The sequence below is a fragment of the Pseudomonas sp. BP8 genome (genome assembly GCF_017875955.1).
Taxonomy (GTDB): domain Bacteria; phylum Pseudomonadota; class Gammaproteobacteria; order Pseudomonadales; family Pseudomonadaceae; genus Aquipseudomonas.
In genome coordinates, this window is sequence record NZ_JAGINK010000001.1 from 1,922,659 (window position 1) to 1,947,775 (window position 25,117).

Annotated in this window: 23 protein-coding genes; 22 read left to right on the top strand and 1 reads right to left on the bottom strand. The window is 61.9% G+C overall.

The features are described 5' to 3' along the window. Positions 1 to 23 precede the first annotated feature (23 nt). From J3B00_RS08380 to ispD, 14 genes are all read left to right on the top strand, one after another. Entirely contained in the window at positions 24 to 527 is a 504-nt protein-coding gene (locus J3B00_RS08380) for an OmpH family outer membrane protein (protein WP_209866607.1), read from the top strand. A 1-nt stretch (position 528) separates the two neighbouring features. Continuing rightward, positions 529 to 1,584 (top strand): UDP-3-O-(3-hydroxymyristoyl)glucosamine N-acyltransferase, encoded by a 1,056-nt coding sequence (lpxD, locus tag J3B00_RS08385; RefSeq protein WP_209866609.1) that lies wholly within the window; start codon positions 529 to 531, stop codon positions 1,582 to 1,584. A 113-nt stretch (positions 1,585 to 1,697) separates the two neighbouring features. Beyond that, positions 1,698 to 2,138: a 3-hydroxyacyl-ACP dehydratase FabZ gene (gene fabZ / locus J3B00_RS08390; protein WP_101317259.1), complete on the top strand. Its 441-nt coding sequence runs from the start codon at positions 1,698 to 1,700 to the stop codon at positions 2,136 to 2,138. Then, on the top strand, positions 2,135 to 2,911 hold the full coding sequence (gene lpxA, locus J3B00_RS08395) for an acyl-ACP--UDP-N-acetylglucosamine O-acyltransferase (protein ID WP_209866611.1): 777 nt from the start codon (positions 2,135 to 2,137) through the stop codon (positions 2,909 to 2,911). Before fabZ ends, lpxA begins: the two co-directional genes overlap by 4 nt. A gap of 1 nt (position 2,912) precedes the next feature. After that, positions 2,913 to 4,040: a lipid-A-disaccharide synthase gene (lpxB, locus tag J3B00_RS08400; RefSeq protein ID WP_209866613.1), complete on the top strand. Its 1,128-nt coding sequence runs from the start codon at positions 2,913 to 2,915 to the stop codon at positions 4,038 to 4,040. After that, positions 4,041 to 4,664: a ribonuclease HII gene (rnhB, locus tag J3B00_RS08405; protein WP_209866615.1), complete on the top strand. Its 624-nt coding sequence runs from the start codon at positions 4,041 to 4,043 to the stop codon at positions 4,662 to 4,664. A gap of 122 nt (positions 4,665 to 4,786) precedes the next feature. Next, positions 4,787 to 8,311, top strand: coding sequence for a DNA polymerase III subunit alpha (gene dnaE / locus J3B00_RS08410; protein ID WP_209866617.1), 3,525 nt, complete (start codon positions 4,787 to 4,789; stop codon positions 8,309 to 8,311). A 105-nt stretch (positions 8,312 to 8,416) separates the two neighbouring features. Further along, positions 8,417 to 9,364 carry an acetyl-CoA carboxylase carboxyl transferase subunit alpha gene (gene accA / locus J3B00_RS08415; RefSeq protein WP_209866619.1) on the top strand — a complete coding sequence of 316 codons (948 nt, stop codon included), beginning with the start codon at positions 8,417 to 8,419 and terminating at the stop codon, positions 9,362 to 9,364. Between the two features lie 132 nt (positions 9,365 to 9,496). Then, the gene (tilS, locus tag J3B00_RS08420; RefSeq protein ID WP_209866621.1) at positions 9,497 to 10,792 is read left to right on the top strand and encodes a tRNA lysidine(34) synthetase TilS; all 1,296 of its coding nucleotides are present in this window, start codon (positions 9,497 to 9,499) and stop codon (positions 10,790 to 10,792) included. 269 nt (positions 10,793 to 11,061) lie between these two features. After that, on the top strand, positions 11,062 to 12,690 hold the full coding sequence (locus tag J3B00_RS08425) for a CTP synthase (protein ID WP_209866623.1): 1,629 nt from the start codon (positions 11,062 to 11,064) through the stop codon (positions 12,688 to 12,690). A 3-nt stretch (positions 12,691 to 12,693) separates the two neighbouring features. Continuing rightward, positions 12,694 to 13,539 (top strand): 3-deoxy-8-phosphooctulonate synthase, encoded by an 846-nt coding sequence (gene kdsA / locus J3B00_RS08430; RefSeq protein WP_209866625.1) that lies wholly within the window; start codon positions 12,694 to 12,696, stop codon positions 13,537 to 13,539. A 154-nt stretch (positions 13,540 to 13,693) separates the two neighbouring features. Further along, positions 13,694 to 14,983 (top strand): phosphopyruvate hydratase, encoded by a 1,290-nt coding sequence (eno, locus tag J3B00_RS08435; protein WP_209866627.1) that lies wholly within the window; start codon positions 13,694 to 13,696, stop codon positions 14,981 to 14,983. 169 nt (positions 14,984 to 15,152) lie between these two features. Further along, entirely contained in the window at positions 15,153 to 15,434 is a 282-nt protein-coding gene (gene ftsB / locus J3B00_RS08440; RefSeq protein ID WP_119144964.1) for a cell division protein FtsB, read from the top strand. Beyond that, entirely contained in the window at positions 15,431 to 16,138 is a 708-nt protein-coding gene (gene ispD / locus J3B00_RS08445; protein WP_209866629.1) for a 2-C-methyl-D-erythritol 4-phosphate cytidylyltransferase, read from the top strand. Before ftsB ends, ispD begins: the two co-directional genes overlap by 4 nt. A 79-nt stretch (positions 16,139 to 16,217) precedes the next feature. Here ispD and J3B00_RS08450 read toward each other — a convergent pair whose 3' ends face one another. Then, positions 16,218 to 17,114 (bottom strand): LysR substrate-binding domain-containing protein, encoded by an 897-nt coding sequence (locus J3B00_RS08450; protein WP_209866631.1) that lies wholly within the window; start codon positions 17,112 to 17,114, stop codon positions 16,218 to 16,220. Between the two features lie 106 nt (positions 17,115 to 17,220). On the opposite strand from J3B00_RS08450, the gene J3B00_RS08455 reads away from it, so the two are divergent. From J3B00_RS08455 to rpoS, 8 genes are all read left to right on the top strand, one after another. Continuing rightward, a complete protein-coding gene (locus J3B00_RS08455) occupies positions 17,221 to 18,333 on the top strand; it encodes an S-(hydroxymethyl)glutathione dehydrogenase/class III alcohol dehydrogenase (protein WP_209866634.1) in 1,113 nt (370 codons plus the stop codon). 8 nt (positions 18,334 to 18,341) lie between these two features. After that, positions 18,342 to 19,196, top strand: coding sequence for an S-formylglutathione hydrolase (gene fghA / locus J3B00_RS08460; RefSeq protein ID WP_209866638.1), 855 nt, complete (start codon positions 18,342 to 18,344; stop codon positions 19,194 to 19,196). Between the two features lie 94 nt (positions 19,197 to 19,290). Then, entirely contained in the window at positions 19,291 to 19,764 is a 474-nt protein-coding gene (gene ispF / locus J3B00_RS08465; protein ID WP_209866642.1) for a 2-C-methyl-D-erythritol 2,4-cyclodiphosphate synthase, read from the top strand. Beyond that, positions 19,761 to 20,819, top strand: coding sequence for a tRNA pseudouridine(13) synthase TruD (gene truD / locus J3B00_RS08470; RefSeq protein ID WP_209866646.1), 1,059 nt, complete (start codon positions 19,761 to 19,763; stop codon positions 20,817 to 20,819). The genes ispF and truD overlap by 4 nt, the downstream gene beginning before the upstream one ends. Beyond that, a complete protein-coding gene (surE, locus tag J3B00_RS08475) occupies positions 20,807 to 21,556 on the top strand; it encodes a 5'/3'-nucleotidase SurE (RefSeq protein ID WP_209866649.1) in 750 nt (249 codons plus the stop codon). Before truD ends, surE begins: the two co-directional genes overlap by 13 nt. A gap of 38 nt (positions 21,557 to 21,594) precedes the next feature. Continuing rightward, complete coding sequence (locus tag J3B00_RS08480) at positions 21,595 to 22,233, top strand: protein-L-isoaspartate(D-aspartate) O-methyltransferase (protein WP_209874679.1); 639 nt, start codon at positions 21,595 to 21,597, stop codon at positions 22,231 to 22,233. Positions 22,234 to 22,425: 192 nt separating this feature from the next. After that, positions 22,426 to 23,283: a peptidoglycan DD-metalloendopeptidase family protein gene (locus J3B00_RS08485; RefSeq protein WP_209874680.1), complete on the top strand. Its 858-nt coding sequence runs from the start codon at positions 22,426 to 22,428 to the stop codon at positions 23,281 to 23,283. Between the two features lie 108 nt (positions 23,284 to 23,391). Then, positions 23,392 to 24,399, top strand: a complete 1,008-nt coding sequence (rpoS, locus tag J3B00_RS08490; protein ID WP_209866652.1) for an RNA polymerase sigma factor RpoS — start codon at positions 23,392 to 23,394, stop codon at positions 24,397 to 24,399. Positions 24,400 to 25,117 lie beyond the last annotated feature (718 nt).

Sequence of the window (25,117 nt, forward strand, 5' to 3'; positions counted from 1 at the left end):
AACGGATTATTCAGGAGTGCATCGTGCGTAAGTTGACCCAACTGGCCATCCTGGCCGCGGCGCTGGTCGCCACCCCGGCTTTCGCTGAAATGAAAGTTGCCGTACTGAACTATCAGATGGCCCTGCTCGAGTCGGATGCTGCCAAGCGATACGCAGTGGATGCCGAGAAGAAGTTCGGCCCGCAACTGACCAAGCTCAAAGGCCTGGAAAGCAGCGCCAAGGGCATCCAGGACCGTCTGATCAAGGGCGGTGACAAGATGCAGCAGCAAGAGCGTGAGCGCCTTGAGCTTGAATTCAAGCAAAAAGCCCGTGACTTCCAGTTCCAGTCCAAGGAACTCAACGAAGCCAAGGCCGTTGCCGACCGTGACATGCTCAAGCAGCTCAAGCCCAAGCTGGATGGTGCAGTCGAAGAAGTCATCAAGAAAGGCGGCTTTGATCTGGTACTCGAGCGCGGCGCAGTGATCGATGTCAAACCGCAGTACGACATCACTCGCCAAGTTATCGAGCGCATGAACCAAGCCCGTTGATATGACCCTGACCATGACGCTCGGCCAACTGGCCGAGGCGCTCGGCGCAACCCTCAAGGGCCCCGAGTCGCTGCAGATCACCGGCCTGGCTACCTTGCAGGAAGCCGGTCCAGGGCAGTTGAGCTTCCTGGCCAACCCGCAGTACCGCAAATTCCTGGATAACGCCCAGGCTGCTGCGGTACTGCTCAAGGCTGCGGATGCCGAAGGCTTTGCCGGCAACGCCCTGATCGTGGCGGACCCGTACCTGGCCTACGCGCGCATCTCCCACCTGTTCGATCCCAAGCCCAAGGCTGTGGCGGGTATTCATCCCAGCGCCGTGGTTGCCGAGGACGCCCAGGTGGACGCCAGTGCCAGTATCGGCCCGTTTGCGGTGATCGAAAGCGGCGCGCGTATCGCCGCCGATGTGACTGTAGGCGCGCATTGCTTCATCGGTGCCCGCTGTGTGATTGGCGAGGGTGGCTGGCTGGCGCCGCGGGTCACGCTGTATCACGACGTGACCATCGGTGCGCGGGTGACCATTCAGTCGGGTGCGGTCATCGGTGGTGAGGGCTTCGGTTTCGCCAACGAGAAGGGTGTGTGGCGCAAGATTGCCCAGATCGGCGGGGTGAGCATCGGTGATGACGTCGAGATTGGCGTCAATACCGCGGTTGACCGCGGCGCGCTGTCTGACACGCTGATCGGTAACGGGGTCAAGCTCGACAACCAGATCCAGATCGCACACAACGTGCAGATCGGCGATCACACGGCCATGGCCGCGTGTGTCGGGATTTCTGGCAGCACCAAGATCGGCAAGCATTGCACCATCGCCGGCGGCGTCGGCATGGTGGGTCATATCGATGTGTGCGACAACGTATTCGTTTCCGGCATGACCATGGTTACCCGTTCCATCACCGAACCGGGGGCTTACTCTTCCGGTACCGCCATGCAGACCTTGGGCGATTGGCGCAAGAGCGCCGCGCGCATTCGTCAGCTTGACGACATGGCCAAGCGTCTCCAGCAATTGGAAAAACGTGTCGATACCGTGACCTCAGGTGGCCAGCCGGCATCAGAAGGCTGATACCATTTCCTGAGCAAGAGTGAACCGTTGCTAGCTGGCTCCTCTCTGGATTGCAAAAGGAGCGTCTGGTCAGCACCTGCGCTCCCTATTCTTACTACAGGCTTCCCCCCGAAATGATGGACATCAACGAGATTCGCGAATACCTGCCTCACCGTTACCCGTTCCTGCTGGTGGACCGGGTCACGGAGCTGGACTTCGAGGCCCAGAGCATTCGTGCCTACAAGAATGTCAGCATCAATGAGCCGTTCTTCAATGGCCATTTCCCGGCGCATCCAATCATGCCGGGCGTGCTGATCATCGAGGCCATGGCCCAGGCGGCCGGGATTCTCGGATTCAAGATGCTTGATGCCAAGCCGGCAGACGGCACGCTCTACTATTTCGTCGGGTCGGACAAGCTGCGCTTCCGCCAGCCGGTACTGCCGGGTGATCAGCTGGTACTCGAGGCCAAGTTCCTCAGCCGCAAAAGCATGATCTGGAAGTTCGAGTGCCGCGCGCTGGTCGACGGCAAACCGGTCTGCTCGGCTCAGATCACCTGCGCGGAACGCTCCCTATGAATTCGATTGATCCGCGGGCGATCATCGACCCTTCGGCCAAGCTGGCCGAAGGCGTCGAGGTGGGCCCCTGGTCGATCGTAGGGCCCGACGTCGAGATCGGGGAGGGCACTGTCATTGGCCCTCACGTGGTACTCAAGGGGCCGACCCAGATCGGCAAGCACAACCGTATCTTCCAGTTTTCCTCGATTGGTGAAGACACCCCTGACCTCAAGTACAAGGGTGAGGCCACGCGCCTGGTCATTGGTGATCACAACGTGATCCGCGAAGGCGTGACCATTCACCGCGGGACCATTCAGGACCGTGCGGAAACCACTGTTGGCGATCACAACCTGATCATGGCCTATGCCCACATCGGCCACGACAGCGTCATTGGCAGCCATTGCATCCTGGTCAACAACACCGCGTTGGCTGGCCATGTGCATGTGGGCGACTGGGCGATCCTCTCGGGTTACACCCTGGTGCACCAGTACTGCCATATCGGCGCCCACGCGTTTTCCGGTATGGGCACCGCCATCGGCAAGGACGTACCTGCGTTCGTCACCGTGTTCGGCAGCCCGGCCGAGGCCCGCAGCATGAACTTCGAGGGCATGCGCCGGCGTGGTTTCAGCGACGAAGTGATCCACTGCCTGCGTCGCGCCTACAAGACCGTCTACCGCCAAGGTCTGACCGTCGAAGAGGCGCTCAAGGAACTCGCCGAGCTCGCCAGCCAGCATCCTGAGGTTGAGCTGTTCCGTCAGTCGATCCAGAACTCCGCACGCGGCATCACTCGCTGATATGGGCCAACTGTGTATTGCGTTGGTCGCAGGCGAGGCCAGCGGCGATATTCTTGGTTCGGGCCTGATGCGTGCGCTCAAGGCGCGCCACCCTGATGTGCGTTTCATCGGCGTCGGCGGCCCGCTGATGGAAGCCGAGGGCATGCAGTCGTATTTCCCTATGGAGCGCTTGGCCGTCATGGGCCTGGTCGAGGTGCTGGGGCGCCTGCGCGAGCTGCTCAAGCGTCGCAAACTGCTGATCCAGACGCTGATCGGCGAACGACCGGATGTGTTCATCGGCATCGATGCTCCAGATTTCACCCTGAATATCGAACTCAAGCTGCGTCAGGCCGGGATCAAGACCGTGCACTACGTCAGCCCGTCGGTGTGGGCGTGGCGGCAGAAGCGGGTACTGAAGATTCGCGAAGGTTGCGACCTGATGCTGACGCTGTTGCCCTTCGAGGCGCGCTTCTATGAAGAGCAGGGCGTGCCGGTGCGCTTCGTTGGCCATCCGCTGGCCGACACCATTCCGCTGGAGGCCGATCGCCAGGCGGCGCGTGCCGAGCTGGGGATTGCCCAAGGCCCGCTGGTAGCGTTGATGCCGGGCAGCCGTGGCGGCGAAGTCGGACGTCTGGGGGCGTTGTTCCTGGATGCCGCCGAGCGCCTTCGCTTGTTGTTGCCAGGCGTGCGTTTCGTGCTGCCCTGCGCCAATGCGAGCCGTCGCGCGCAGATCGAGCAGATGCTCGAAGGCCGCGACTTGCCGCTGATCCTGCTCGATGGTCAGTCGCACCAGGCGCTCGCCGCCTGTGACGCCGTGCTGATCGCCTCGGGCACCGCGACCCTGGAAGCGATGCTGTACAAACGGCCGATGGTGGTTGCCTATCGCCTGGCGCCGTTGACCTACTGGATTCTCAAACGGTTGGTAAAGAGCCCCTACGTGTCGCTGCCCAACTTGCTCGCCCAGCGTCTGCTGGTGCCCGAGCTGCTGCAGGACGCCGCCACCAGTGAAGCCTTGGCGCAAACCCTGGCGCCGCTGGTTGCCGACGGCAGCCAGCAAACCGAAAGCTTTGATCAGATTCACCGCACATTGCGCCGTGACGCCTCGAACCAGGCGGCAGAGGCGGTGCTTGCCTTGCTGGAGCAACGCTAGATGCAGATGGGACTGGATTTCACCCTGGTCGAAGAGTTGGTTGCCGGTGTCGACGAAGTCGGCCGAGGCCCGCTCTGCGGCGCGGTGGTGACGGCGGCAGTTATTCTTGATCCGAATCGACCGATCCTCGGCCTCAACGATTCGAAGAAACTCACCGAAGCCAAGCGTGAAGCGCTGTTCGACGAGATTTGCGAAAAAGCCTTGAGCTTCTGTATCGCTCGCGCCGAGGTCGAAGAGATCGACCGCCTGAATATCCTCCACGCGACCATGCTGGCCATGCAGCGCGCGGTCGAGGGGCTGAGCATCACGCCGAAACTGGCGCTGATCGACGGTAATCGCTGCCCGACCTTGGCGGTGCCGTCCGCGCCCGTGATTCAGGGGGATGCCAAGGTGCCGGCGATTGCCGCAGCATCGATCCTCGCCAAGGTCACCCGCGACCGCGAGATGAGTGCATTCGAGCTGATCTATCCCGGTTATGGAATGGGCGGGCACAAGGGCTATCCGACTCCGGTGCACCTGGAAGCACTGGCACGTCTTGGGCCTACGCCGATTCACCGGCGCTCGTTCGCGCCGGTGCGCGCGGCCTGGGAAGCGCGTGAGGGCGCTGCCACCTCGCTGATCTGATCGCGCATCGGGGCCGCTTAGCGGCCCTTCGCGACTCTCCCAATGGCTTAACCGTCACGAAAGCCAAGCACATTTACGGTACAATCCCGCGCTTGTTGTCTCGCTCTGCTATAGGACCCTCCATGTCGGTTTCCTTCGTTCACCTTCGCGTGCACTCCGAATTCTCCCTGGTCGATGGCCTGGTGCGGATCAAGCCGCTGGCCAAGGCCTTGGCCGGGATGAACATGCCGGCGGTGGCGATCACCGACCAGAGCAACATGTGCTCGCTGGTGAAGTTCTACAAGAACGCAATGGGCGCAGGGATCAAGCCGATCTGCGGCGCCGACCTGTGGCTGGCAGGTGCTGATGCGGAAGCGCCGTTGTCGCGCATCTGCTTCCTCGCGATGAACCCCAAGGGTTATCGCAACCTCACCGAATTGATTTCGCGTGGCTGGGTCGACGGTCAGCGCAATGGCCTGGTGATCATTCAGCGCGACTGGATCCCGCCGGCCAGCGAGGGCCTGATCGTGCTATCCGCCGCACGTGAAGGTGACATCGGCATGGCCCTGCTCAATGGCCGCACTGACGACGCCGAAGCCTTGTTGCGCGACTGGATGGGCATGTTCCCCGGGCGCTTCTACGTCGAGTTGCAACGGACCAATCGCGCCGGTGACGAAGACTACCTGCATGCCGCCGTCGCCTTGGCTGACCGGCTCGGCGCGCCGCTGGTCGCGACCAACGATGTGCGCTTCATCAAGCAGACCGACTTCGATGCCCACGAGACCCGCGTCTGCATTGGCGAGGGCTGGACGCTGGACGACCCGCGTCGCCCGCGCCTGTACAGCGACCAGCAGTACCTGAAAAGCCAGGAAGAGATGGCCGAGTTGTTCAGCGACCTGCCGGACGCCGTGGCCAACACGGTCGAGATCGCCAAGCGCTGCAACATCCAGGTTCAGTTGGGCAAGCACTTCCTGCCCGACTTCCCCACGCCCAACGGCATGGGCATCGACGACTACCTGCGGCATGTCTCCCACGAGGGCCTGGAAGAGCGCCTGACGGTGATCCTGCCCAAGGACACCACTGAAGATTACGACGCCAAGCGCCAGGTCTACCTCGACCGGCTGAAGTTCGAGCTGGATATCATCATCCAGATGGGCTTCCCCGGTTACTTCCTGATCGTTATGGACTTCATCAAGTGGGCCAAGAACAACGGCGTGCCGGTTGGTCCAGGCCGGGGCTCGGGTGCCGGTTCGCTGGTTGCCTATGTGCTGAAGATCACCGACCTCGATCCGCTGGCCTACGACTTGCTGTTCGAGCGCTTCCTCAACCCTGAGCGGGTTTCCATGCCCGACTTCGACGTCGACTTCTGCATGGACGGTCGTGACCGGGTCATCGAGTACGTGGCCGACGCCTACGGGCGCAACGCGGTGAGCCAGATCATCACCTTCGGCACCATGGCCGCCAAGGCGGTGGTGCGCGACGTGGCGCGGGTGCAGGGCAAGTCCTACGGCCTGGCTGACCGCCTGTCGAAGATGATTCCGTTCGAAGTCGGCATGACCCTGGAGAAGGCTTACGAGCAGGAAGAGATTCTCCGTGACTTCCTCAAGGGTGACGAGGACGGCCGCGAGATCTGGGACATGGCGCTCAAGCTCGAGGGGGTCTGCCGGGGTACCGGCAAGCACGCCGGTGGTGTGGTCATCGCGCCGACCAAGCTTACCGACTTCTCGCCGATCGCCTGTGACGAAGAGGGCGGCGGCCTGGTTACCCAGTTCGACAAGGACGACGTCGAGGCCGCCGGCCTGGTCAAGTTCGACTTCCTCGGCCTGCGTACCCTGACCATCATCAAGTGGGCCATGGAGACGATCAACCGTGAGCAGGCCAAGAGCGGCCTGCCCGACCTGAACATCGACTTCATCCCGCTGGACGATAAAAAGACCTACGAACTGCTGCAGAAGGCCGAGACCACCGCAGTATTCCAGCTCGAGTCGCGCGGCATGAAAGAGCTGATCAAGAAGCTCAAGCCCGACTGCCTGGAAGACCTTATCGCACTGGTGGCGTTGTTCCGCCCAGGCCCGCTGCAATCGGGCATGGTCGACGACTTCATCAACCGTAAGCACGGCCGTGCCGAGCTCGCCTATCCGCACCCCGACTACCAGTACGACGGCCTGCAACCGGTACTGGCGCCGACCTACGGCATCATCCTGTATCAGGAACAGGTGATGCAGATTGCCCAGGTCATGGCCGGTTACACCCTCGGTGGCGCCGACATGCTGCGGCGGGCGATGGGTAAGAAAAAGCCCGAAGAAATGGCCAAGCAGCGTGGCGGTTTCATCGAAGGTTGCGCCAACAACGGCATCGATGGCGACCTGGCGGGGAACATCTTCGACCTGGTGGAAAAATTCGCCGGTTACGGTTTCAACAAGTCGCACTCCGCCGCCTACGGCCTGGTGTCGTACCAGACCGCCTGGCTCAAGACGCACTACCCCGCGCCGTTCATGGCAGCAGTACTTTCAGCGGACATGCACAACACCGACAAGGTGGTAGTGCTGATCGAAGAAGTACGCAACATGAAGCTGCGTCTGGACGCGCCGGACGTCAACGCGTCCGAGTTCAAGTTCACGGTCGACCCCGATGGCCGCATCATCTATGGCCTGGGCGCGATCAAGGGCGTCGGTGAGGGGCCGGTCGAGGCCATCGTCGAGGCGCGCACTGCTGGCGGGCCATTCAAGGACCTGTTCGACTTCTGTGAGCGGATCGACCTCAAGCGGGTCAACAAGCGCACCCTGGACGCCTTGATCCGCAGTGGCGCACTGGACCGTCTCGGCCCTTACTTCCATGACGAGATCAAGGCCTACCACGCCAATATCGACCGTAACCGGGCCTTGCTGCTGTCGGCGCTCGAAGAGGCCGTGAAGTCGGCCGAGCAGACGGCGCGCACCGCCGACAGCGGCCATGTCGACCTGTTTGGCGGGCTCTTGGTGGAGGAGGACATAGACATCTATGCCCAGCATCGCAAAGCTCGCGAGCTGACCCTCAAGGAGCGCCTGAAGGGCGAGAAAGACACCCTGGGCCTGTACCTGACCGGCCACCCGATCGACGAGTACGAAGGTGAGATCCGCCGTTTCGCCCGGCAACGGATCATCGACCTGAAGCCCTCGCGCGAGGTGCAGACGGTGGCCGGGATGATCATTGCGCTGCGGGTAATGAAAAACAAAAAGGGCGACAAGATGGGCTTTGTCACCCTGGATGACCGCTCCGGGCGCATCGAAGCGTCGCTGTTCGCCGATTCGTTCATGGCCGCCCAGGCGCTGCTGCAAACCGATGCCATGGTGGTGATCGAAGGCGAAGTGAGCAACGATGATTTCTCCGGTGGCCTGCGCCTGCGGGTCAAGCAAGTGATGACCATGGAAGATGCGCGTACGCGGTTGGCTGAAAGCCTGCGCCTGAAGATCGCCCATGACGCGCTCAAAGGTGACCGCCTGAGCTGGCTCGGCGAGCTGATCACCCGCCATCGTGGCGGCTGCCCGATTACCCTCGAATACACCGGAAGCGACGCCAAGGCCATGCTGCAGTTCGGCGACGAGTGGTCAATTGACCCCGCCGACGGCTTGATTCAGGCCCTGCGTGACCAGTTCGGGCGTGAGAACGTCTTCCTGCAATACCGCTAAAGCGACCAATTTTAATCTCGACCTGAATGCGCCTGATCCCTTAAGGTAGGGCGCCAAACGGATCAACCGGCCGGCCGCCTGGCCGTCGACCCAAGACGGATGCCTATGAACCCGAATTTCCTCGATTTCGAACAGCCGATTGCTGACCTGCAAGCCAAGATCGAAGAGCTGCGCCTGGTCGGCAACGATAACTCGCTGAACATCAGCGATGAGATTGCCCGTCTGCAGGACAAGAGCAGCACCCTGACCGAAAGCATTTTCGGCAACCTGACCAGCTGGCAGATCGCTCGCCTGGCGCGTCACCCGCGTCGCCCGTACACCCTCGACTACCTGCAGCACATCTTCACCGAGTTCGAAGAGCTGCACGGTGACCGCCACTTCTCCGACGACGCTGCAATCGTCGGCGGTACCGCTCGTCTGGATGGCAAGCCGGTCATGGTCATCGGTCATCAGAAGGGCCGTGAAGTGCGCGAAAAGGTTCGCCGCAACTTCGGCATGCCGCGTCCGGAAGGCTACCGCAAGGCTTGCCGTCTGATGGAGATGGCCGAGCGCTTCAAGATGCCGATCCTGACCTTCATCGATACCCCAGGTGCTTATCCGGGTATCGACGCCGAAGAGCGTAACCAGAGCGAAGCGATTGCCTGGAACCTGCGCGTCATGGCTCGTCTGAAAACTCCGATCATCGCTACCGTGATTGGTGAGGGCGGTTCGGGCGGTGCATTGGCGATTGGCGTCTGCGATCAATTGAACATGCTGCAGTACTCGACCTACTCGGTGATCTCGCCAGAAGGTTGCGCCTCGATTCTGTGGAAGACCGCCGACAAGGCCGCTGATGCCGCCGAAGCGATGGGTATCACCGCTGAGCGCCTGAAGAGCCTGAACATTGTCGACAAGGTCATTCCGGAGCCGCTGGGCGGCGCCCACCGTGATCCGGCGACAATGTCTGCAAGCATCCAGGCCGACCTGCTCGAGCAGTTGGACATGCTCGGCAAGCTTGATAACGAGACGCTGCTCAAGCGCCGTTATGACCGCCTGATGAGCTACGGTCTCTGATATCGCCTGGGGCTGCTTTGCAGCCCTTTTCGCTCCCACGCGCAGCTCGAAAGCGCCGCCGTCCTTGTGGGAGCGGCCTCGTGTCGCGAAAGGGTCGCGCAGCGGCCCCAGGCTTTCTCCAGTGAGGCAAAGATGATCGACCTCACCTCGACCCTTTCACCCTGGCAGCAATCGCCCGCCTGGTATGTCGCCTTCTCCGGCGGCCTCGACTCCACTGTCCTCCTGCAGCTGCTCGCCGACTACGCCCGCAGCCACGCCGCGCCGCCTTTGCGTGCCCTGCATGTGCATCACGGCCTGCAATCTGCCGCCGACGCCTGGCCAGCCCATTGCCAAGCCATCTGCGACAGCCTTGGTATCGAGCTTCACGTCATCTACGTCCAGGTCGCCTCCAGCGCGAGCCTCGAGCAGGCGGCCCGTGATGCCCGTTATAAAGCCTTCAGCGAAATCCTCGGCCCTGGCGACGTGCTGTTCACCGGCCAGCACCGCGATGACCAGGCCGAGACCTTGTTGTTTCGCTTGTTGCGCGGGGCAGGGCTGCGCGGTCTGGCAGCCATGCCGGCGGTCAGGCCGTTGGGCCGGGGCCGTCTGGTCAGGCCGCTGCTGGGGCAGTCGCGGAACCAATTGCACGCCCATGCCGAACACGCGGGTCTGTCCTGGATCGAAGACCCGTCCAATGCCGACAGCCACTTCGCGCGTAACTTTTTGCGCGGCGACATTTTGCCGCTGCTGCGCCAGCGCTGGCCGCAAGCCAGCCAGAGCCTGGCGCGCAGCGCGGATCATCTCGGCGAAGCGCTGGGCCTGCTGGACGAGCTGGCCAGGGACGACCTCAATGCAGCGGGGCAGGGCGCGCCGGTCGCGTGGGCAGGTCTGGACTCACTGGCCCTGGATGCGCTCAAGGCACTCTCGCCCGCCCGCCAGCGCAATGCCCTGCAATACTGGCTCAGCTCACGCACCCGATTACCCGACGCACGTCACTGGGCAGGCTGGGACGCCTTGCGCGATGCAAGTCATGACGCCCAGCCGGTGTGGCGCCTGACAGACGGCCAGCTGCAACGCAGCCATGGCCGCATCTGGTGGCTCAGTGGCGACTGGCTGCAGCCGGTCGCCGGCGAGCAGGCCTGGCCCAGGCCGAGCTTGCCGCTGGCCCTGGTGGGCAACGGCAGTGTGCGCCTGAGCGGCGTCTACCCGCCACATGGCCTGCGCATTGCCTACCGTCAGGGCGGTGAAGTACTTGCCTTGAAAGACCGCGGCCATCGCGACCTCAAGCGCCTGCTCAACGAGTGCCAGGTCCCGCATTTCGTGCGTCCGCGCCTGCCGTTGCTGTTGTGTGGCGAGCACGTGCTCGCAGTAGCCAACCTGCCAGGATTGGCTCAGCAGGGCTGCCAACTCGAATGGCAGTTACCGACGAACGCGCAAGGTTTGAGCTGAAGGGTACATTCCGGTAGACTACCCTCCCTTCTTGATACAACTTCTGTGGCTTCATCGAAAACACAGCAGTTGCCGATTACCAAGCAGTTTTTTGCTGGGCTGATTTCTTAAAATGACGAGCGAGCTCCATGCCGGGTATTCCCTGGTCTGTACAGACGCGGCAGTTTTTCGAGATGCACTGTGATTGACGCAGGTGATCGGGGGCTTCGGCCTTCCTTCGCTTTCTCCGGCGGCGCTGGCCGCTTTAACGCAGACTTCTAGGGTTTTTCATGACGCGCTACATATTCGTCACGGGCGGTGTTGTTTCTTCATTGGGGAAAGGCATTGCCTCGGCTTCCCTGGCGGCCATCCTGGAAGCGCGGGGACTCAAGGTCACCATGCTCAAGCTGGATCCGTACATCAACGTCGATCCGGGCACCATGAGCCCGTTCCAGCATGGTGAAGTGTTCGTCACCCACGACGGTGCCGAGACCGACCTTGACCTGGGCCATTACGAGCGGTTCATCCGCACGACCATGACCCAGAACAACAACTTCACCACGGGCCGTGTCTACGAGCACGTGCTGCGCAAGGAGCGCCGTGGTGACTACCTGGGCGCGACCATCCAGGTCATCCCGCACATCACCGACGAGATCAAGCGTCGCATCATCAAGGGTGCCGGCGATGCCGACGTAGCCCTGGTGGAAATCGGCGGTACGGTCGGCGACATCGAGTCGCAGCCGTTCCTCGAGGCGATCCGTCAGTTGCGTTTCGAAGTCGGCGCCAAGCGCGCGATGCTGATGCACCTGACCCTGGTCCCGTACATCGCCACCGCTGGCGAGACCAAGACCAAGCCAACCCAGCACTCGGTCAAGGAGCTGCGCTCCATCGGCCTGCAGCCTGACGTGCTGGTGTGCCGCTCCGATCACCCGATCGACAGCTCGTCGCGGCGCAAGATCGCCCAGTTCACCAACGTTGAAGAGCGTGCGGTGATTGCCCTGGAAGACGCCGATACCATCTACAAGATCCCGGGCATCCTGCATGCGCAGGGCCTGGACGATTTCGTCACCGAGCGCTTCGGTCTGCAGTGCAACAGCGCTGACCTGTCCGAGTGGGACAAAGTGGTCGATGCCAAGCTCAATCCAGAGCATGAAGTCACCATCGCCATGGTCGGCAAGTACATGGAACTGCTCGATGCGTACAAGTCGCTGATCGAAGCGATGAGCCACGCCGGTATCCAGAACCGCACCAAGGTCAACCTGCGCTACATCGACTCCGAAGACATCGAGAACCAGGGCACCAGCCTGCTCGAAGGCGCTGACGCGATTCTCGTCCCCGGCGGCTTTGGTCTGCGTGGCGTCGAAGGCAAGATCCAGGCGGTACAGTACGCTCGCGAGAACAAGGTCCCGTACCTGGGTATCTGCCTCGGCATGCAGGTTGCGGTGATCGAGTTCGCCCGTAACGTTATGGGCTGGACCGACGCCAACTCCACCGAGTTCGACCGCAACAGTGGTCACCCGGTAGTCGGCCTGATCACCGAGTGGGCCGATAACACCGGCTCCGTCGAGACCCGTACCGAGACTTCCGACCTGGGCGGCACCATGCGTCTGGGTGCTCAGGAATGCCAGCTGATCGGCAACTCGAAAGTCCATGACTGCTACGGCAAGGACGTCATCGTCGAGCGTCACCGTCACCGTTACGAAGTCAACAACAACCTGCTGCCACAGCTGGTCGATGCTGGCCTGGTGATCTCCGGTCGCTCCGGCGATGGTGCGCTGGTCGAAGTGGTCGAGTCCAAGGACCATCCTTGGTTCGTCGCTTGCCAGTTCCACCCGGAGTTCACTTCGACCCCGCGTGACGGTCATCCGCTGTTCAGCGGTTTCGTCAAGGCGGCACTGGTACAGAAGAACAAGGCCTGATCCATGACCCAGAAGATCATTCGCGTCGGTAACATCGAGATTGCCAACGACAAGCCGTTCGTTCTGTTCGGCGGCATGAACGTGCTGGAATCCCGTGACCTGGCCCTGAAGGTCTGTGAAGAGTACGTGCGGGTTACCGAGAAGCTCGGTATCCCCTACGTGTTCAAGGCCAGTTTCGACAAGGCCAACCGCTCGTCGGTGACCTCGTACCGTGGTCCCGGCATGGAAGAAGGGCTGAAGATCTTCGAAGAGATCAAGCAGACCTTCAACGTGCCGGTCATCACCGACGTGCACGAGCCGTACCAGTGCGAGCCGGTGGCCAAGGTCTGCGACATCATCCAGTTGCCGGCCTTCCTCTCGCGGCAGACCGACCTGGTCGTGGCAATGGCCAAGACCGGCGCGGTGATCAACATCAAGAAGGCCCAGTTCCTCGCACCGCAGGAGATGAAGCACATTCTCTCCAAGTGCGTCGAAGCCGGTAACGATCAGTTGATCCTCTGCGAGCGCGGTTCGAGCTTCGGCTACAACAACCTGGTGGTGGACATGCTCGGCTTCGGTCTGCTCAAGCAGTTCGAGTACCCGGTGTTCTTCGACGTCACCCACGCCCTGCAGACGCCGGGCGGCCGTGCCGACTCTGCAGGTGGTCGGCGCGCCCAGGTCACCGACCTGGCCAAGGCCGGCATGAGCCAAGGTCTGGCGGGGCTGTTCCTGGAAGCCCACCCGGACCCGGACAACGCCAAGTGCGACGGTCCATGCGCTCTGCGCCTGGACAAACTGGAGCCATTCCTGGCCCAGCTCAAGCAACTGGACGACCTGGTGAAAAGTTTTCCGACGGTAGAAACCGCGTAAAGCTCATTTCTCGGGTAAAGTACCGCCCGTTCCACCCCTGACCTGCCGGTCAGGGGCTCCCCTTCGCCAGGCCTGCCCTCTGCATATTCGCCTGGTGAAAGGCTCGAATTCCCTAAGCTGCGTTGTTTTCGTCAATTCTGGAGTGCTTACAACAATGGCAAAGATCGTCGACATCAAAGGTCGTGAAGTTCTCGATTCGCGTGGCAACCCCACCGTGGAAGCCGATGTACTGCTCGACAACGGCATCATCGGCAGCGCGTGCGCGCCGTCCGGTGCTTCCACCGGCTCGCGCGAAGCGCTTGAGCTGCGTGATGGCGACAAGAGCCGTTACATGGGCAAGGGCGTCCTCAAGGCTGTTGCCAACATCAATGGCCCGATCCGCGACCTGCTGCTGGGCAAAGACCCGGTTGACCAGAAAGCCCTCGACCACGCGATGATCGCCCTCGACGGTACCGAGAACAAAGCCAAGCTGGGCGCCAACGCCATCCTGGCCGTCTCCCTGGCTGCCGCCAAGGCCGCTGCCCAGGACCAGGACCTGCCGCTGTACGCGCACATCGCCAACCTCAATGGCACCCCGGGTCAGTACTCGATGCCGGTACCGATGATGAACATCATCAACGGTGGCGAGCACGCTGATAACAACGTCGACATCCAGGAGTTCATGGTTCAGCCAGTTGGCGCCAAGACCTTCTCCGATGGCCTGCGCATGGGCACCGAAATCTTCCATCACCTCAAAGCTGTGCTCAAAGCCCGTGGCCTGAACACCGCCGTGGGTGACGAAGGCGGCTTCGCGCCGAACCTGACGTCCAACGAAGACGCTCTGGCGGCCATCGCTGAAGCCGTCGCCAATGCCGGCTACAAGCTGGGCACCGACGTCACGCTGGCCCTGGACTGCGCGGCTTCCGAGTTCTACGAAGACGGCAAGTACAACCTGTCCGGTGAAGGCAAGTCGTTCGACGCCGAAGGTTTTGCTGACTACCTCAAAGGCCTGACCGAGCGCTTCCCGATCATCTCCATCGAAGATGGCCTGGACGAGTCCGACTGGGCGGGCTGGAAGATCCTCACCGACAAGATCGGCGAGAAAATCCAGCTGGTCGGTGACGACCTGTTCGTGACCAACACCAAGATCCTCAAGGAAGGCATCGACAAGAACATCGGTAACTCGATCCTGATCAAGTTCAACCAGATCGGCTCGCTGACCGAAACCCTCGAAGCCATCCAGATGGCCAAGGCCGCTGGTTACACCGCAGTGATCTCGCACCGCTCGGGTGAAACCGAAGACTCGACCATCGCTGACCTGGCTGTCGGTACCGCTGCTGGCCAGATCAAGACCGGCTCGCTGTGCCGTTCCGACCGCGTTTCCAAGTACAACCAGCTGCTGCGCATCGAAGAGCAACTGGGCGCCAAGGCGGTGTACCGTGGTCGCGACGAGTTTCGCGGCTAAGCAAGAGATGGTAAAAAGGCAGCAGCCGAGGATGTCTGAACGTTCGTACTGAACCTTCAGGCGCCTCCTACGGGGTTTCTGTCGACGAAGCCTGGCCTCGGCCAGGCTTCGTGCTATCGCAAGCCCCATAAGACTTCGGCGCGGCGGCCTTTTGACCCTGGATATCTAGATGCGCAGTCCTTATTGGTTGTTTCTCATCTTGCTCCTGCTGCTGGGTGGCCTGCAGTACCGCCTTTGGGTGGGTAGCGGCAGCCTGGCGCAAGTGACCGAGCTCAAGCAGCAGATTGACGAACAGCATGCCGAGAACGAGCGGCTGCTGGAGCGTAATCGCGTGCTCGATGCAGAAGTTCTGGAGTTGAAGAAAGGTATGGAGACCGTGGAGGAACGCGCCCGACACGAACTGGGCATGGTCAAGGAAGGCGAGACGCTCTTCCAGTTGCCACAGAAATGACGGCGTCGCTTCCGGCCTTCTGGGCTGTAATTCCTGCCGCCGGTGTTGGCGCGCGGATGGCTGCCGATCGTCCCAAGCAGTACCTGCAGTTGGGCGGGCAGACGATCATCGAGCATACCCTTGACTGTTTTCTCGGCCATCGCGCACTCAAAGGTGTGGTGGTCAGCATTGCCGCGGATGACCCTTACTGGCCTGGCTTGCCCTGTGCCAGCGATCCGCGTATCCAGCGTGCCCCGGGTGGGCGCGAGCGCGCTGACTCGGTACTCAATGCCTTGCTGTTGTTGCATGCCCACGGGGCGGCGGATGGTGACTGGGTACTGGTACATGATGCAGCCCGGCCGAATCTGGCACGCAGTGACCTCGACCTGTTGTTGTCTGAATTAGCCGATGACCCGGTGGGTGGTTTGCTCGCTGTGCCGGCGCGCGACACGCTCAAGCGGGCGGATGCCAGTGGCCGGGTCAGCGCTACGGTGGACCGCAGTACGATCTGGCAGGCGTTTACCCCGCAGATGTTTCGCCTGGGTGCCTTGCACCGGGCGTTGGCCGAATGCCTGGTGTCCGATGTTGCCGTGACCGACGAGGCCTCGGCGATGGAGTGGGCAGGGCAGGCGCCGCGGCTGATCGAAGGACGCAGTGACAACATCAAGGTCACCCGGCCGGAAGACCTCGAGTGGCTGCGCCTGCGCTGGTCTGCCCGGCACTGAACATGCTGTGGGGCAGTGCCCAAACCTGTAGCGGGCTTGCCCCGCGAAGAGGCCGGCACTGACAGTCATTATCGTCAGTCTACCGGGTCGCGTATTCCGGTAACTGCCCCAGTCCTTCCTTCAGATAATCCACCAGCCGCCGCACCTTCGGTGACAGGTGCCGCTGCTGCGGATACAACGCCCACACTGCCGTATTCGGCGGCTGATGCGCTTCCAGCAGCGACACCAATGCACCGCTGTCGAGATGCTCGCGCACATAGTAGTCGGGCAACTGACACAACCCCATCCCCTGTAACGCCGCATCCAGCACCGCCTGGCCGCTGTTGCAGCGCCAGTTGCCCTGAACCCGCTGGCTCAATTCCCGCCCCTCCAGCTTCAACGCCCAGATGTCGCTACTGCCGATCAGGCAGTTGTGCCGTGCCAGCTCAGACAGGCTGTGCGGCCGGCCATAGCGCTCCAGGTACGCCGGCGAGGCGCAGACAAACATCCGCCGCGGCGCCAGGCGGGTGGCGACCAGGCGTGAGTCCTGTAAACGCCCCAGGCGGATCGCCACGTCCAGGCCTTCGTGCAGCAGGTCCAGGGTGCGGTTGCTCAATTCGACGTCCACCCGCAACTGCGGATAGAGCGCCATGAAACGGGTCACCAGCGGCACGATGAAGCGCTCGCCATAGGCCACCGCGCAGGTCATGCGCAGCAGGCCCTTGGGTTCGCTGGCCAGGTCGCCGACAGCCCGCAGCGCCTCTTCGCGGCCATCTTGCAGGCGTTGGCAATGCTGCAGGAAGGTCTGGCCGGCCTCGCTCAAGGTGACGCGACGTGTGCTGCGATACAGCAGGCGCGTTTGCAGGCGCTCTTCGAGGCGGGCGATCTGCCTGCTGATATGCGAGGAAGAAACGCCCAGGCGCTCGGCAGCGGCAGTGAACTGGCCTGATTCAGCCACCGCGACGAATTCGTCGATGCCTTCCCAGCGATTGCTCATGATTATCCCTGTACAGCAATAATGTTTTGTCTTTGGCCTGATTATTCATCAAACACGAGTGAATTACACTGGCACATTGCATCGACCCTCTATCTGGAGACCTTTCATGATCAAGTCCCGCGCCGCCGTTGCCTTCGAGGCCAAGAAACCCCTGGAAATCGTCGAAGTCGACGTCGCCATGCCCAAGGCGGGCGAGGTGCTGGTGCGCATCGTCGCCAGCGGTGTCTGCCACACGGACGCCTACACCCTTTCCGGCGCCGATCCTGAAGGGATCTTCCCGTCGATCCTTGGCCATGAAGGCGGCGGCATCGTCGAAGCGATTGGCGAAGGCGTGACCTCGGTGGCGGTAGGTGATCACGTGATCCCGCTGTATACCCCTGAGTGCGGCCAGTGCAAGTTCTGTCGCTCGGGCAAGACCAACCTGTGCCAGGCCATCCGTGCCACCCAAGGCAAGGGCCTGATGCCGGACGGCACCACCCGCTTCTCGTACAAAGGCCAGCAGCTGTTCCACTACATGGGTACTTCGACCTTCTCCGAGTACACCGTGCTGCCGGAAATCTCCGTAGCCAAGATTCAGAAAGACGCGCCGCTGGAGAAGGTCTGCCTGCTCGGCTGTGGCGTCACCACCGGTATCGGCGCGGTGCTCAATACCGCCAAGGTACAACCGGGCGACACCGTGGCCATCTTCGGTCTGGGCGGCATCGGCCTTTCGGCCGTGATCGGCGCAGTCAAGGCCAAGGCCTCGCGCATCATCGCCATCGACATCAACCCGGCCAAGTTCGAAATTGCCCGCCAACTGGGCGCTACCGACTGCGTCAATCCGAAAGATTACGATCGCCCGATCCAGGAAGTGATCGTTGACCTCACCGACGGCGGCGTGGATTTCTCGTTCGAGTGCATCGGCAATGTTCAACTGATGCGTGCGGCCCTTGAGTGCTGCCACAAAGGCTGGGGTGAGTCGGTAATCATTGGTGTCGCCGGTGCCGGCCAGGAAATCGCCACCCGTCCGTTCCAGCTGGTGACCGGTCGCGTCTGGCGCGGTTCGGCGTTCGGCGGTGTGCGTGGCCGCACTGAGCTGCCGAGCTACGTCGAAATGTCCGAGAAGGGTGAGATCCCGCTGGATACCTTCATCACCCATACCATGGGCCTGGAGGACATCAACAAAGCCTTCGACCTGATGCATGAAGGCAAAAGCATCCGCAGCGTGATTCACTTCTGAGGTCTGCCATGAGCCTGGAAAACATCTCCTGCCAGAAAAGCTTCGGCGGCTGGCACAAGCGTTATCGGCACCACTCCAAGGTACTCGGCTGCGACATGGTCTTCGCCGTGTACCTGCCGCCGCAGGCGGAGCAGGGCGAGAAGCTGCCGGTGCTGTATTGGCTGAGCGGCCTGACCTGTACCGATGAGAACTTCATGCAGAAGGCCGGCGCCCAGCGCCTGGCCGCCGAGCTTGGCCTGATCATCGTCGCGCCCGACACCAGCCCGCGTGGCGAGCAGGTGCCGGGCGACCCTGACGGTGCCTGGGATTTCGGCCTCGGCGCCGGTTTCTACCTTAACGCCACCCAGCAGCCTTGGGCTCAACACTACCGCATGCATGACTACGTGGTAGACGAGTTGCCGGCACTGGTCGAGGCGCATTTCCCGGCCTCCGACCAGCGCAGCATCAGTGGCCACTCCATGGGTGGGCATGGCGCGCTGGTGTGCGCCTTGCGCAACCCGGGGCGGTATCGCTCGGTGTCGGCGTTCTCACCGATCAGCAACCCCATGGACTGCCCGTGGGGCGAGAAGGCCTTCTCCCGTTATCTGGGTGACGACCGTGCGCGCTGGCGTGAGTGGGATGCCAGCGTGCTGCTGGCCGAGACCCCGGCTGGCGAGTGCCCGCCGGTGCTGGTGGACCAGGGCGATCGCGATGATTTCCTCGCCACGCAGCTCAAGCCCGAGGCGCTGGAGCAGGCCGCACGCAAGGGTGGCCATGCGCTGACCTTGCGCCTGCAGCCTGGCTACGACCACAGCTACTACTTCATCGCCAGCTTCATCGACGAGCACCTGCGCCATCACGCGCAGTCCCTGCGCCGGGTTTGATTGCGACGGGGCTGCGTCGCAGCCCTAAAACCAAACGCCCAAGGTAGTCCAAAGCAGGTAGAATCCCGCCCTGACTTAATCAGGGCGTTTTTCTATGCGTATTGGCCATGGCTACGATGTGCACCGGTTTGCCGACGGTGATTTCATTACCTTGGGTGGGGTGCGTATCCCTCACAAATACGGCCTGCTGGCCCATTCCGACGGCGACGTCGTCTTGCACGCCTTGAGCGATGCCCTGCTGGGCGCCGCAGCGCTCGGCGATATCGGCAAGCACTTTCCCGACACCGATCCACAGTTCAAGGGCGCTGACAGCCGCGTGCTGCTGCGTCATGTGCTGGCCATCATCCATGCCAAGGGCTGGAAGGTTGGCAATGTCGACGCCACCATCGTCGCCCAGGCGCCCAAGATGGCGCCGCATATCGAGAGCATGCGCCAACGCATCGCCGACGACCTGCAGGTCGAGCTCGATCAGGTCAACGTCAAGGCCACCACCACGGAAAAACTCGGTTTCGCCGGGCGCGAGGAGGGTATCGCCGTGCACGCGGTCGCCCTGTTGTTGCCAGCATGAACGAACTGCAACTGTTGGGGCCTCGGGCCTCGGGTGAAGCGCTGGGTACTGCCGTGCTCAAGGCAGTGGCCGAAGATTTTCAGGTCGACGAAGTCCTCGATATTCCGCTGTCCGGCCAGGGTGAACACCTCTGGCTGTGGGTCGAGAAACGTGACCTGAACACCGAAGAGGCTGCTCGCCGTCTTGCTCGCGCTGCCGGCGTGCCGGTCCGTTCGATCAGTTACGCCGGCCTCAAGGATCGCCAGGCCCTGACCCGCCAATGGTTCAGCCTGCACCTGCCGGGCAAGGCCGATCCGGACCTGTCGCGCGCTGAGGACGAAACCCTGCGTGTACTCAAGCAGGTTCGCCACCAGCGCAAGCTGCAACGTGGCGCGCACTCAGCCAACGGCTTCACCTTGCGCCTGACCGCCCTGGCGGCGGACCATGCCGCACTGGATGCACGCCTGGAGCAGCTCAAGGCGCAGGGCGTGCCCAACTATTTCGGCAGCCAGCGCTTCGGCCACGGCGGCGGCAACGTGCATGACGCCCAGCAGTGGGCTGAACGCGCGGCATTGCCAGAGCAGCGCAACGTACGCTCACGGCTGCTTTCGGCCGGACGCAGCTACCTGTTCAACCAGGTGCTGGCCGCGCGGGTTGCGGATGGCAGTTGGCAACGGGCACAGGTGGGTGATCTGCTGGCCTTCACCGACAGTCGCAGCTTTTTTGCTGCGGGCGAGGCCGAATGCTCTGATCCACGCCTGGCCATTCTTGACCTGCATCCGACCGGGCCACTGTGGGGCGAAGGCGCCACGCCGGCCGGCGCAGCCACGGCGGCGCTCGAGTCGGGCCTCGGCGAGCAACACCTGGCATTGTGCAACTGGCTGGCGGGCGCGGGGATGAGTCACGAACGACGCATACTGCGGCTCCCTATTGGTGGGCTTACGTGGCATTATCCCGAGCCTGATATCCTGCAACTGGAATTCGTCCTTCCGGCCGGATGCTTCGCCACCGTGGTTGTGCGCGAACTTGTCGATCTGGTGCCGGCAGGGCAGACGGACAGCCCATGCGTATTCTGATTTCCAATGATGACGGTGTTACCGCGCCCGGCCTCGCCGCGCTGCATGCTGCGCTGGCGGATTACGCCGAGTGCGCGGTGATTGCTCCCGACCAGGACAAGAGCGGCGCCAGCAGCTCGTTGACCCTGGACCGGCCGCTGCACCCGCAGGTCCTGGCCAATGGCTTCATCAGCCTCAACGGCACGCCGACCGATTGCGTGCACCTGGGGCTTAACGGTTTGCTCCCGTACACGCCGGACATGGTCGTTTCGGGTATCAACCTGGGTGCCAACCTGGGTGACGATGTTCTGTATTCCGGCACGGTCGCGGCAGCCCTCGAAGGGCGTTTCCTCGGCGGTACCTCGCTGGCGTTTTCGTTGCTTTCGCGCCAGCCAGACAACCTGCCGACGGCCGCCCACATCGCCCGCCGCCTGGTCGAGGCACAGTCGCGTCTGCAACTGCCGCCGCGCACGGTTCTCAACATCAACATTCCCAACCTGCCGCTGGAGCACATCCGCGGTATCCAGCTCACCCGGCTCGGTCATCGTGCCCGGGCGGCGGCGCCGACCAAGGTGGTCAACCCGCGCGGCAAGGAAGGCTACTGGATCGCAGTGGCCGGAGATGCCGAGGATGGCGGGCCGGGCACTGATTTCCATGCGGTCATGCAGGGCTACGTCTCGATCACGCCGCTGCAGCTCGACCGGACCTTCAACGACGCCTTCGAACAGCTCGATGGTTGGCTGGAGGGCGTGCTCTGATGCGGGAAAAGGACGATATGCAGCGCCACGGGATCGGCATGACCTCCCAGCGTACCCGCGAGCGGTTGATCCAGCGGCTGTGCGAGGAAGGGGTGACCAACAGCAAGGTGCTCGAGGCCATTCGCCGTACGCCGCGTCACCTCTTCGTCGATGAAGCGCTCGCGCACCGGGCCTACGAAGACACCGCCCTGCCGATCGGGCACAACCAGACCATCTCCCAGCCATTCATCGTCGCCCACATGAGCGAACTGCTGCTGGAGGCAGGGCCGCTGGACAAGGTGCTTGAGATCGGTACCGGCTCCGGTTACCAGACGGCGATCCTGGCGCAACTGGTAGAGCGGGTGTTTTCGGTCGAGCGGATCAAGGTCCTGCAGGACCGGGCCAAGGAGCGCCTGGTTGAATTCAACCTGCGCAACGTGGTGTTCCGCTGGGGCGACGGTTGCGACGGCTGGCAGGCGCTGGCGCCGTACAACGGCATCATCGTTACCGCGGTTGCACCGGAGGTTCCCCAGGCCCTGCTCGACCAGCTTGCTCCTGGGGGGCGACTGGTCATACCGGTCGGCCCGGCGGGAGAGTCTCAACAGCTGCTGCTGATCGTCCGTGAGGAGCATGGATTCTCTCGGCGGGTGATGGGCGCAGTGCGCTTCGTGCCCCTGCTCAACGGTCCGCTGGCCTGAGACGCACGGAATATTTGCTACGCTGACGAATTCTTGCCGCACGGCCCTGTCTATCTGGCGGGGTGTTCGCATGTGCAGTAGCAGCATCGGGTCTCGTAGCGCCCACCCAAGGCGGATGGGCTCGGTTATAATTGCAACATTATTGCATTTCGTTTCGCCATAACGGTTTACGGCATCATGAGGGGAGCGCGGGTGGGTCACACAAACAGTCTGCAGCGCAAGGATCGATCGGGTTTCAAGCTCCTGGTGATTGCACTGGCCATGGGCACGCTGCTGGCAGGCTGCTCCAGCACCAGCTCGACCAGCGGTGCGCGGGTAGTCGACCGCAATGCTGCCGCGCCCAAGCGACCGACCGTGACGTCCGGGCAATACACCGTCAAGCCCGGCGATACGCTGTTCTCGATCGCTTTCCGCTATGGCTGGGATTACAAAGAGCTCGCCGCGCGCAACAACATCAGCGCGCCGTATACCATCCGCCCAGGCCAGGCGATCCGTTTCAGCAGTGGTTCGACCGGTAGTACCACGGTGGTATCCAGTCCTTCGTCATCGAGCAAGACCACCGTCATCCGCCGGCCTGTAGGCACCGCGCCGGTGCCTACAGGCAGCGGCAAGGTGGTGACCACTGCGCCGGCCACGAGCACTACTACGGTGACTTCGGTGCCCGCCGCAGAGCGCACTGCGGGCGGCTGGACCTGGCCAGCGAACGGCGTGCTGATTGGAAAATTTGCTTCAAACGGTAGTTTGAATAAAGGCATTGATATCGCCGGTGATTTGGGACAGCCTGTTTTTGCTGCGTCTGGTGGTGCAGTGGTCTACGCCGGAAGTGGTTTGAGGGGCTACGGCGAGCTGATCATCATCAAGCACAGCGATACCTACGTCAGTGCCTACGGTCACAACCGCAGGCTGTTGGTTCGGGAAGGGCAGCAGGTCAAGGCAGGGCAGGCTATCGCTGAAATGGGGTCCACGGGCACTGACCGGGTGAAACTGCATTTTGAAATCCGCCGTCAGGGCAAACCCGTCGATCCGCTCCAGTTCTTGCCACGTCGTTGATCGTTGTACCCGGCCTGTTCCTTGGATGTAGAGGGGACAGGCTCCAGCGCTGCCAGGGAATCAGGTGCCGCTAGAGTCTGAGTTCGAACTCAGCAAAGGACTATAACAATGGCTCTCAGTAAAGAAGTGCCGGAGTTTGACATCGATGATGACCTTCTCCTGATGGAGACGGGCATTGTCTTGGAAACGGATGCGGTGTCAGACGAACCTGCTGTACCATCGGTTCGGACCAAGGCCAAGTCGGCCTCGTCGCTCAAGCAACACAAGTACATCGATTACAGCCGGGCGCTCGATGCCACCCAGCTGTATCTCAACGAGATCGGCTTCTCGCCGCTGCTCTCCCCCGAAGAGGAAGTGCACTTTGCACGCCTCTCGCAGAAAGGCGACCCTGCTGGTCGCAAACGCATGATCGAAAGCAACCTGCGCCTGGTTGTTAAAATCGCCCGCCGTTATGTGAATCGTGGTCTGTCGCTGCTCGACTTGATCGAGGAGGGCAATCTTGGCTTGATTCGCGCGGTGGAGAAGTTTGACCCGGAGCGTGGTTTCCGCTTCTCGACTTATGCGACCTGGTGGATCCGCCAGACCATCGAGCGGGCGATCATGAACCAGACCCGCACCATTCGCCTGCCGATCCATGTGGTCAAGGAACTCAATGTCTATCTGCGCGCCGCGCGTGAGCTGACCCAGAAACTCGACCACGAGCCATCGCCTGAAGAGATCGCCAACCTGCTGGAGAAGCCGGTTGCCGAGGTCAAGCGCATGCTGGGTCTAAACGAGCGGGTGTCGTCGGTGGATGTGTCGCTGGGGCCGGACTCCGACAAGACCCTGCTCGATACCCTGACCGATGACCGTCCTACCGATCCGTGCGAACTGCTGCAGGATGATGATCTGTCGCAGAGCATCGACCAGTGGTTGGGCGAGTTGACCGACAAGCAACGCGAGGTGGTGGTGCGTCGCTTCGGGCTGCGCGGCCATGAGAGCAGCACGCTGGAGGATGTTGGCCTGGAGATTGGTCTGACGCGTGAGCGTGTGCGGCAGATTCAGGTCGAGGGGCTCAAGCGTCTTCGCGAGATCCTCGAGAAGAATGGCCTCTCTAGTGAGTCGCTGTTCCAGTAAGGTGCTTTGTGGTGACTGACGCCCCGATTGCTTCGGGGCGTTTTTGTATGTGTGGAAAAATGGGCAGTGTGGGAAAAATACGACAAGTGCCACCCTTGTTGCACAGCGTGTAAGACATCGCTTACGCGGGCTGTAAGAGATTGGCCTGCTGATCAGTAAATCATTGTCGTTTTCATTGGCTCTGAATTCATAAGCTATTGATAATTATGGTGTTTTAGGGTTTTAGGAAATGTGTCCCCTGCAATGATTGGTAAGATCCTGCAGTTGTTTGGCCTGGGGAAATCGATAGTATCTGAACTGTGCCAACGGACAGGCACAGGCCCTCAGGATGAAGGCCAAGGACATCGCAGGAAGCGATTCATCAGGATGATGTTTGGGACAAGCAGGGACTACGGAAAAAATGTGGGCGGGTCAAACCGCCCCTTTTTTTTGTCTGTTTTTCAGAAGGTAGCCTGTCAGGATTTTGAGGACGCCCGCTGCTTTGCAGTGGGCGTTTTCGTATGCGTTGGGGATTGGGCTTGGTTTTGGTCTTGGGCTTGTAGGTTGGGGGCTTATCCATTTGATGTGGCGGCGCCACTGGCCCCTTCCGCCCTTACGACGGGTCACTTTGTTTCTTGGAAAAAAGTAACCAAAAACCGCTTGCTCCTGCATCCGGCCCCTCCGCTGCGCTGCGGGGTTCCCTCGCTCCGGTCTTGCTCCGGGAGGACCGCGCTGTACG

Bases quoted from the DNA above. Each gene is read 5' to 3' on its own strand.
- lpxD (WP_209866609.1), top strand. From the start codon at position 529: ATGACCCTGACCATGACGCTCGGCCAACTGGCCGAGGCGCTCGGCGCA.
- fabZ (WP_101317259.1), top strand. From the start codon at position 1,698: ATGATGGACATCAACGAGATTCGCGAATACCTGCCTCACCGTTACCCG.
- lpxA (WP_209866611.1), top strand. From the start codon at position 2,135: ATGAATTCGATTGATCCGCGGGCGATCATCGACCCTTCGGCCAAGCTG.
- lpxB (WP_209866613.1), top strand. From the start codon at position 2,913: ATGGGCCAACTGTGTATTGCGTTGGTCGCAGGCGAGGCCAGCGGCGAT.
- rnhB (WP_209866615.1), top strand. From the start codon at position 4,041: ATGCAGATGGGACTGGATTTCACCCTGGTCGAAGAGTTGGTTGCCGGT.
- dnaE (WP_209866617.1), top strand. From the start codon at position 4,787: ATGTCGGTTTCCTTCGTTCACCTTCGCGTGCACTCCGAATTCTCCCTG.
- accA (WP_209866619.1), top strand. From the start codon at position 8,417: ATGAACCCGAATTTCCTCGATTTCGAACAGCCGATTGCTGACCTGCAA.
- tilS (WP_209866621.1), top strand. From the start codon at position 9,497: ATGATCGACCTCACCTCGACCCTTTCACCCTGGCAGCAATCGCCCGCC.
- J3B00_RS08425 (WP_209866623.1), top strand. From the start codon at position 11,062: ATGACGCGCTACATATTCGTCACGGGCGGTGTTGTTTCTTCATTGGGG.
- kdsA (WP_209866625.1), top strand. From the start codon at position 12,694: ATGACCCAGAAGATCATTCGCGTCGGTAACATCGAGATTGCCAACGAC.
- eno (WP_209866627.1), top strand. From the start codon at position 13,694: ATGGCAAAGATCGTCGACATCAAAGGTCGTGAAGTTCTCGATTCGCGT.
- ftsB (WP_119144964.1), top strand. From the start codon at position 15,153: ATGCGCAGTCCTTATTGGTTGTTTCTCATCTTGCTCCTGCTGCTGGGT.
- ispD (WP_209866629.1), top strand. From the start codon at position 15,431: ATGACGGCGTCGCTTCCGGCCTTCTGGGCTGTAATTCCTGCCGCCGGT.
- J3B00_RS08450 (WP_209866631.1), bottom strand. From the start codon at position 17,114: ATGAGCAATCGCTGGGAAGGCATCGACGAATTCGTCGCGGTGGCTGAA.
- J3B00_RS08455 (WP_209866634.1), top strand. From the start codon at position 17,221: ATGATCAAGTCCCGCGCCGCCGTTGCCTTCGAGGCCAAGAAACCCCTG.
- fghA (WP_209866638.1), top strand. From the start codon at position 18,342: ATGAGCCTGGAAAACATCTCCTGCCAGAAAAGCTTCGGCGGCTGGCAC.
- ispF (WP_209866642.1), top strand. From the start codon at position 19,291: ATGCGTATTGGCCATGGCTACGATGTGCACCGGTTTGCCGACGGTGAT.
- truD (WP_209866646.1), top strand. From the start codon at position 19,761: ATGAACGAACTGCAACTGTTGGGGCCTCGGGCCTCGGGTGAAGCGCTG.
- surE (WP_209866649.1), top strand. From the start codon at position 20,807: ATGCGTATTCTGATTTCCAATGATGACGGTGTTACCGCGCCCGGCCTC.
- J3B00_RS08480 (WP_209874679.1), top strand. From the start codon at position 21,595: ATGACCTCCCAGCGTACCCGCGAGCGGTTGATCCAGCGGCTGTGCGAG.
- rpoS (WP_209866652.1), top strand. From the start codon at position 23,392: ATGGCTCTCAGTAAAGAAGTGCCGGAGTTTGACATCGATGATGACCTT.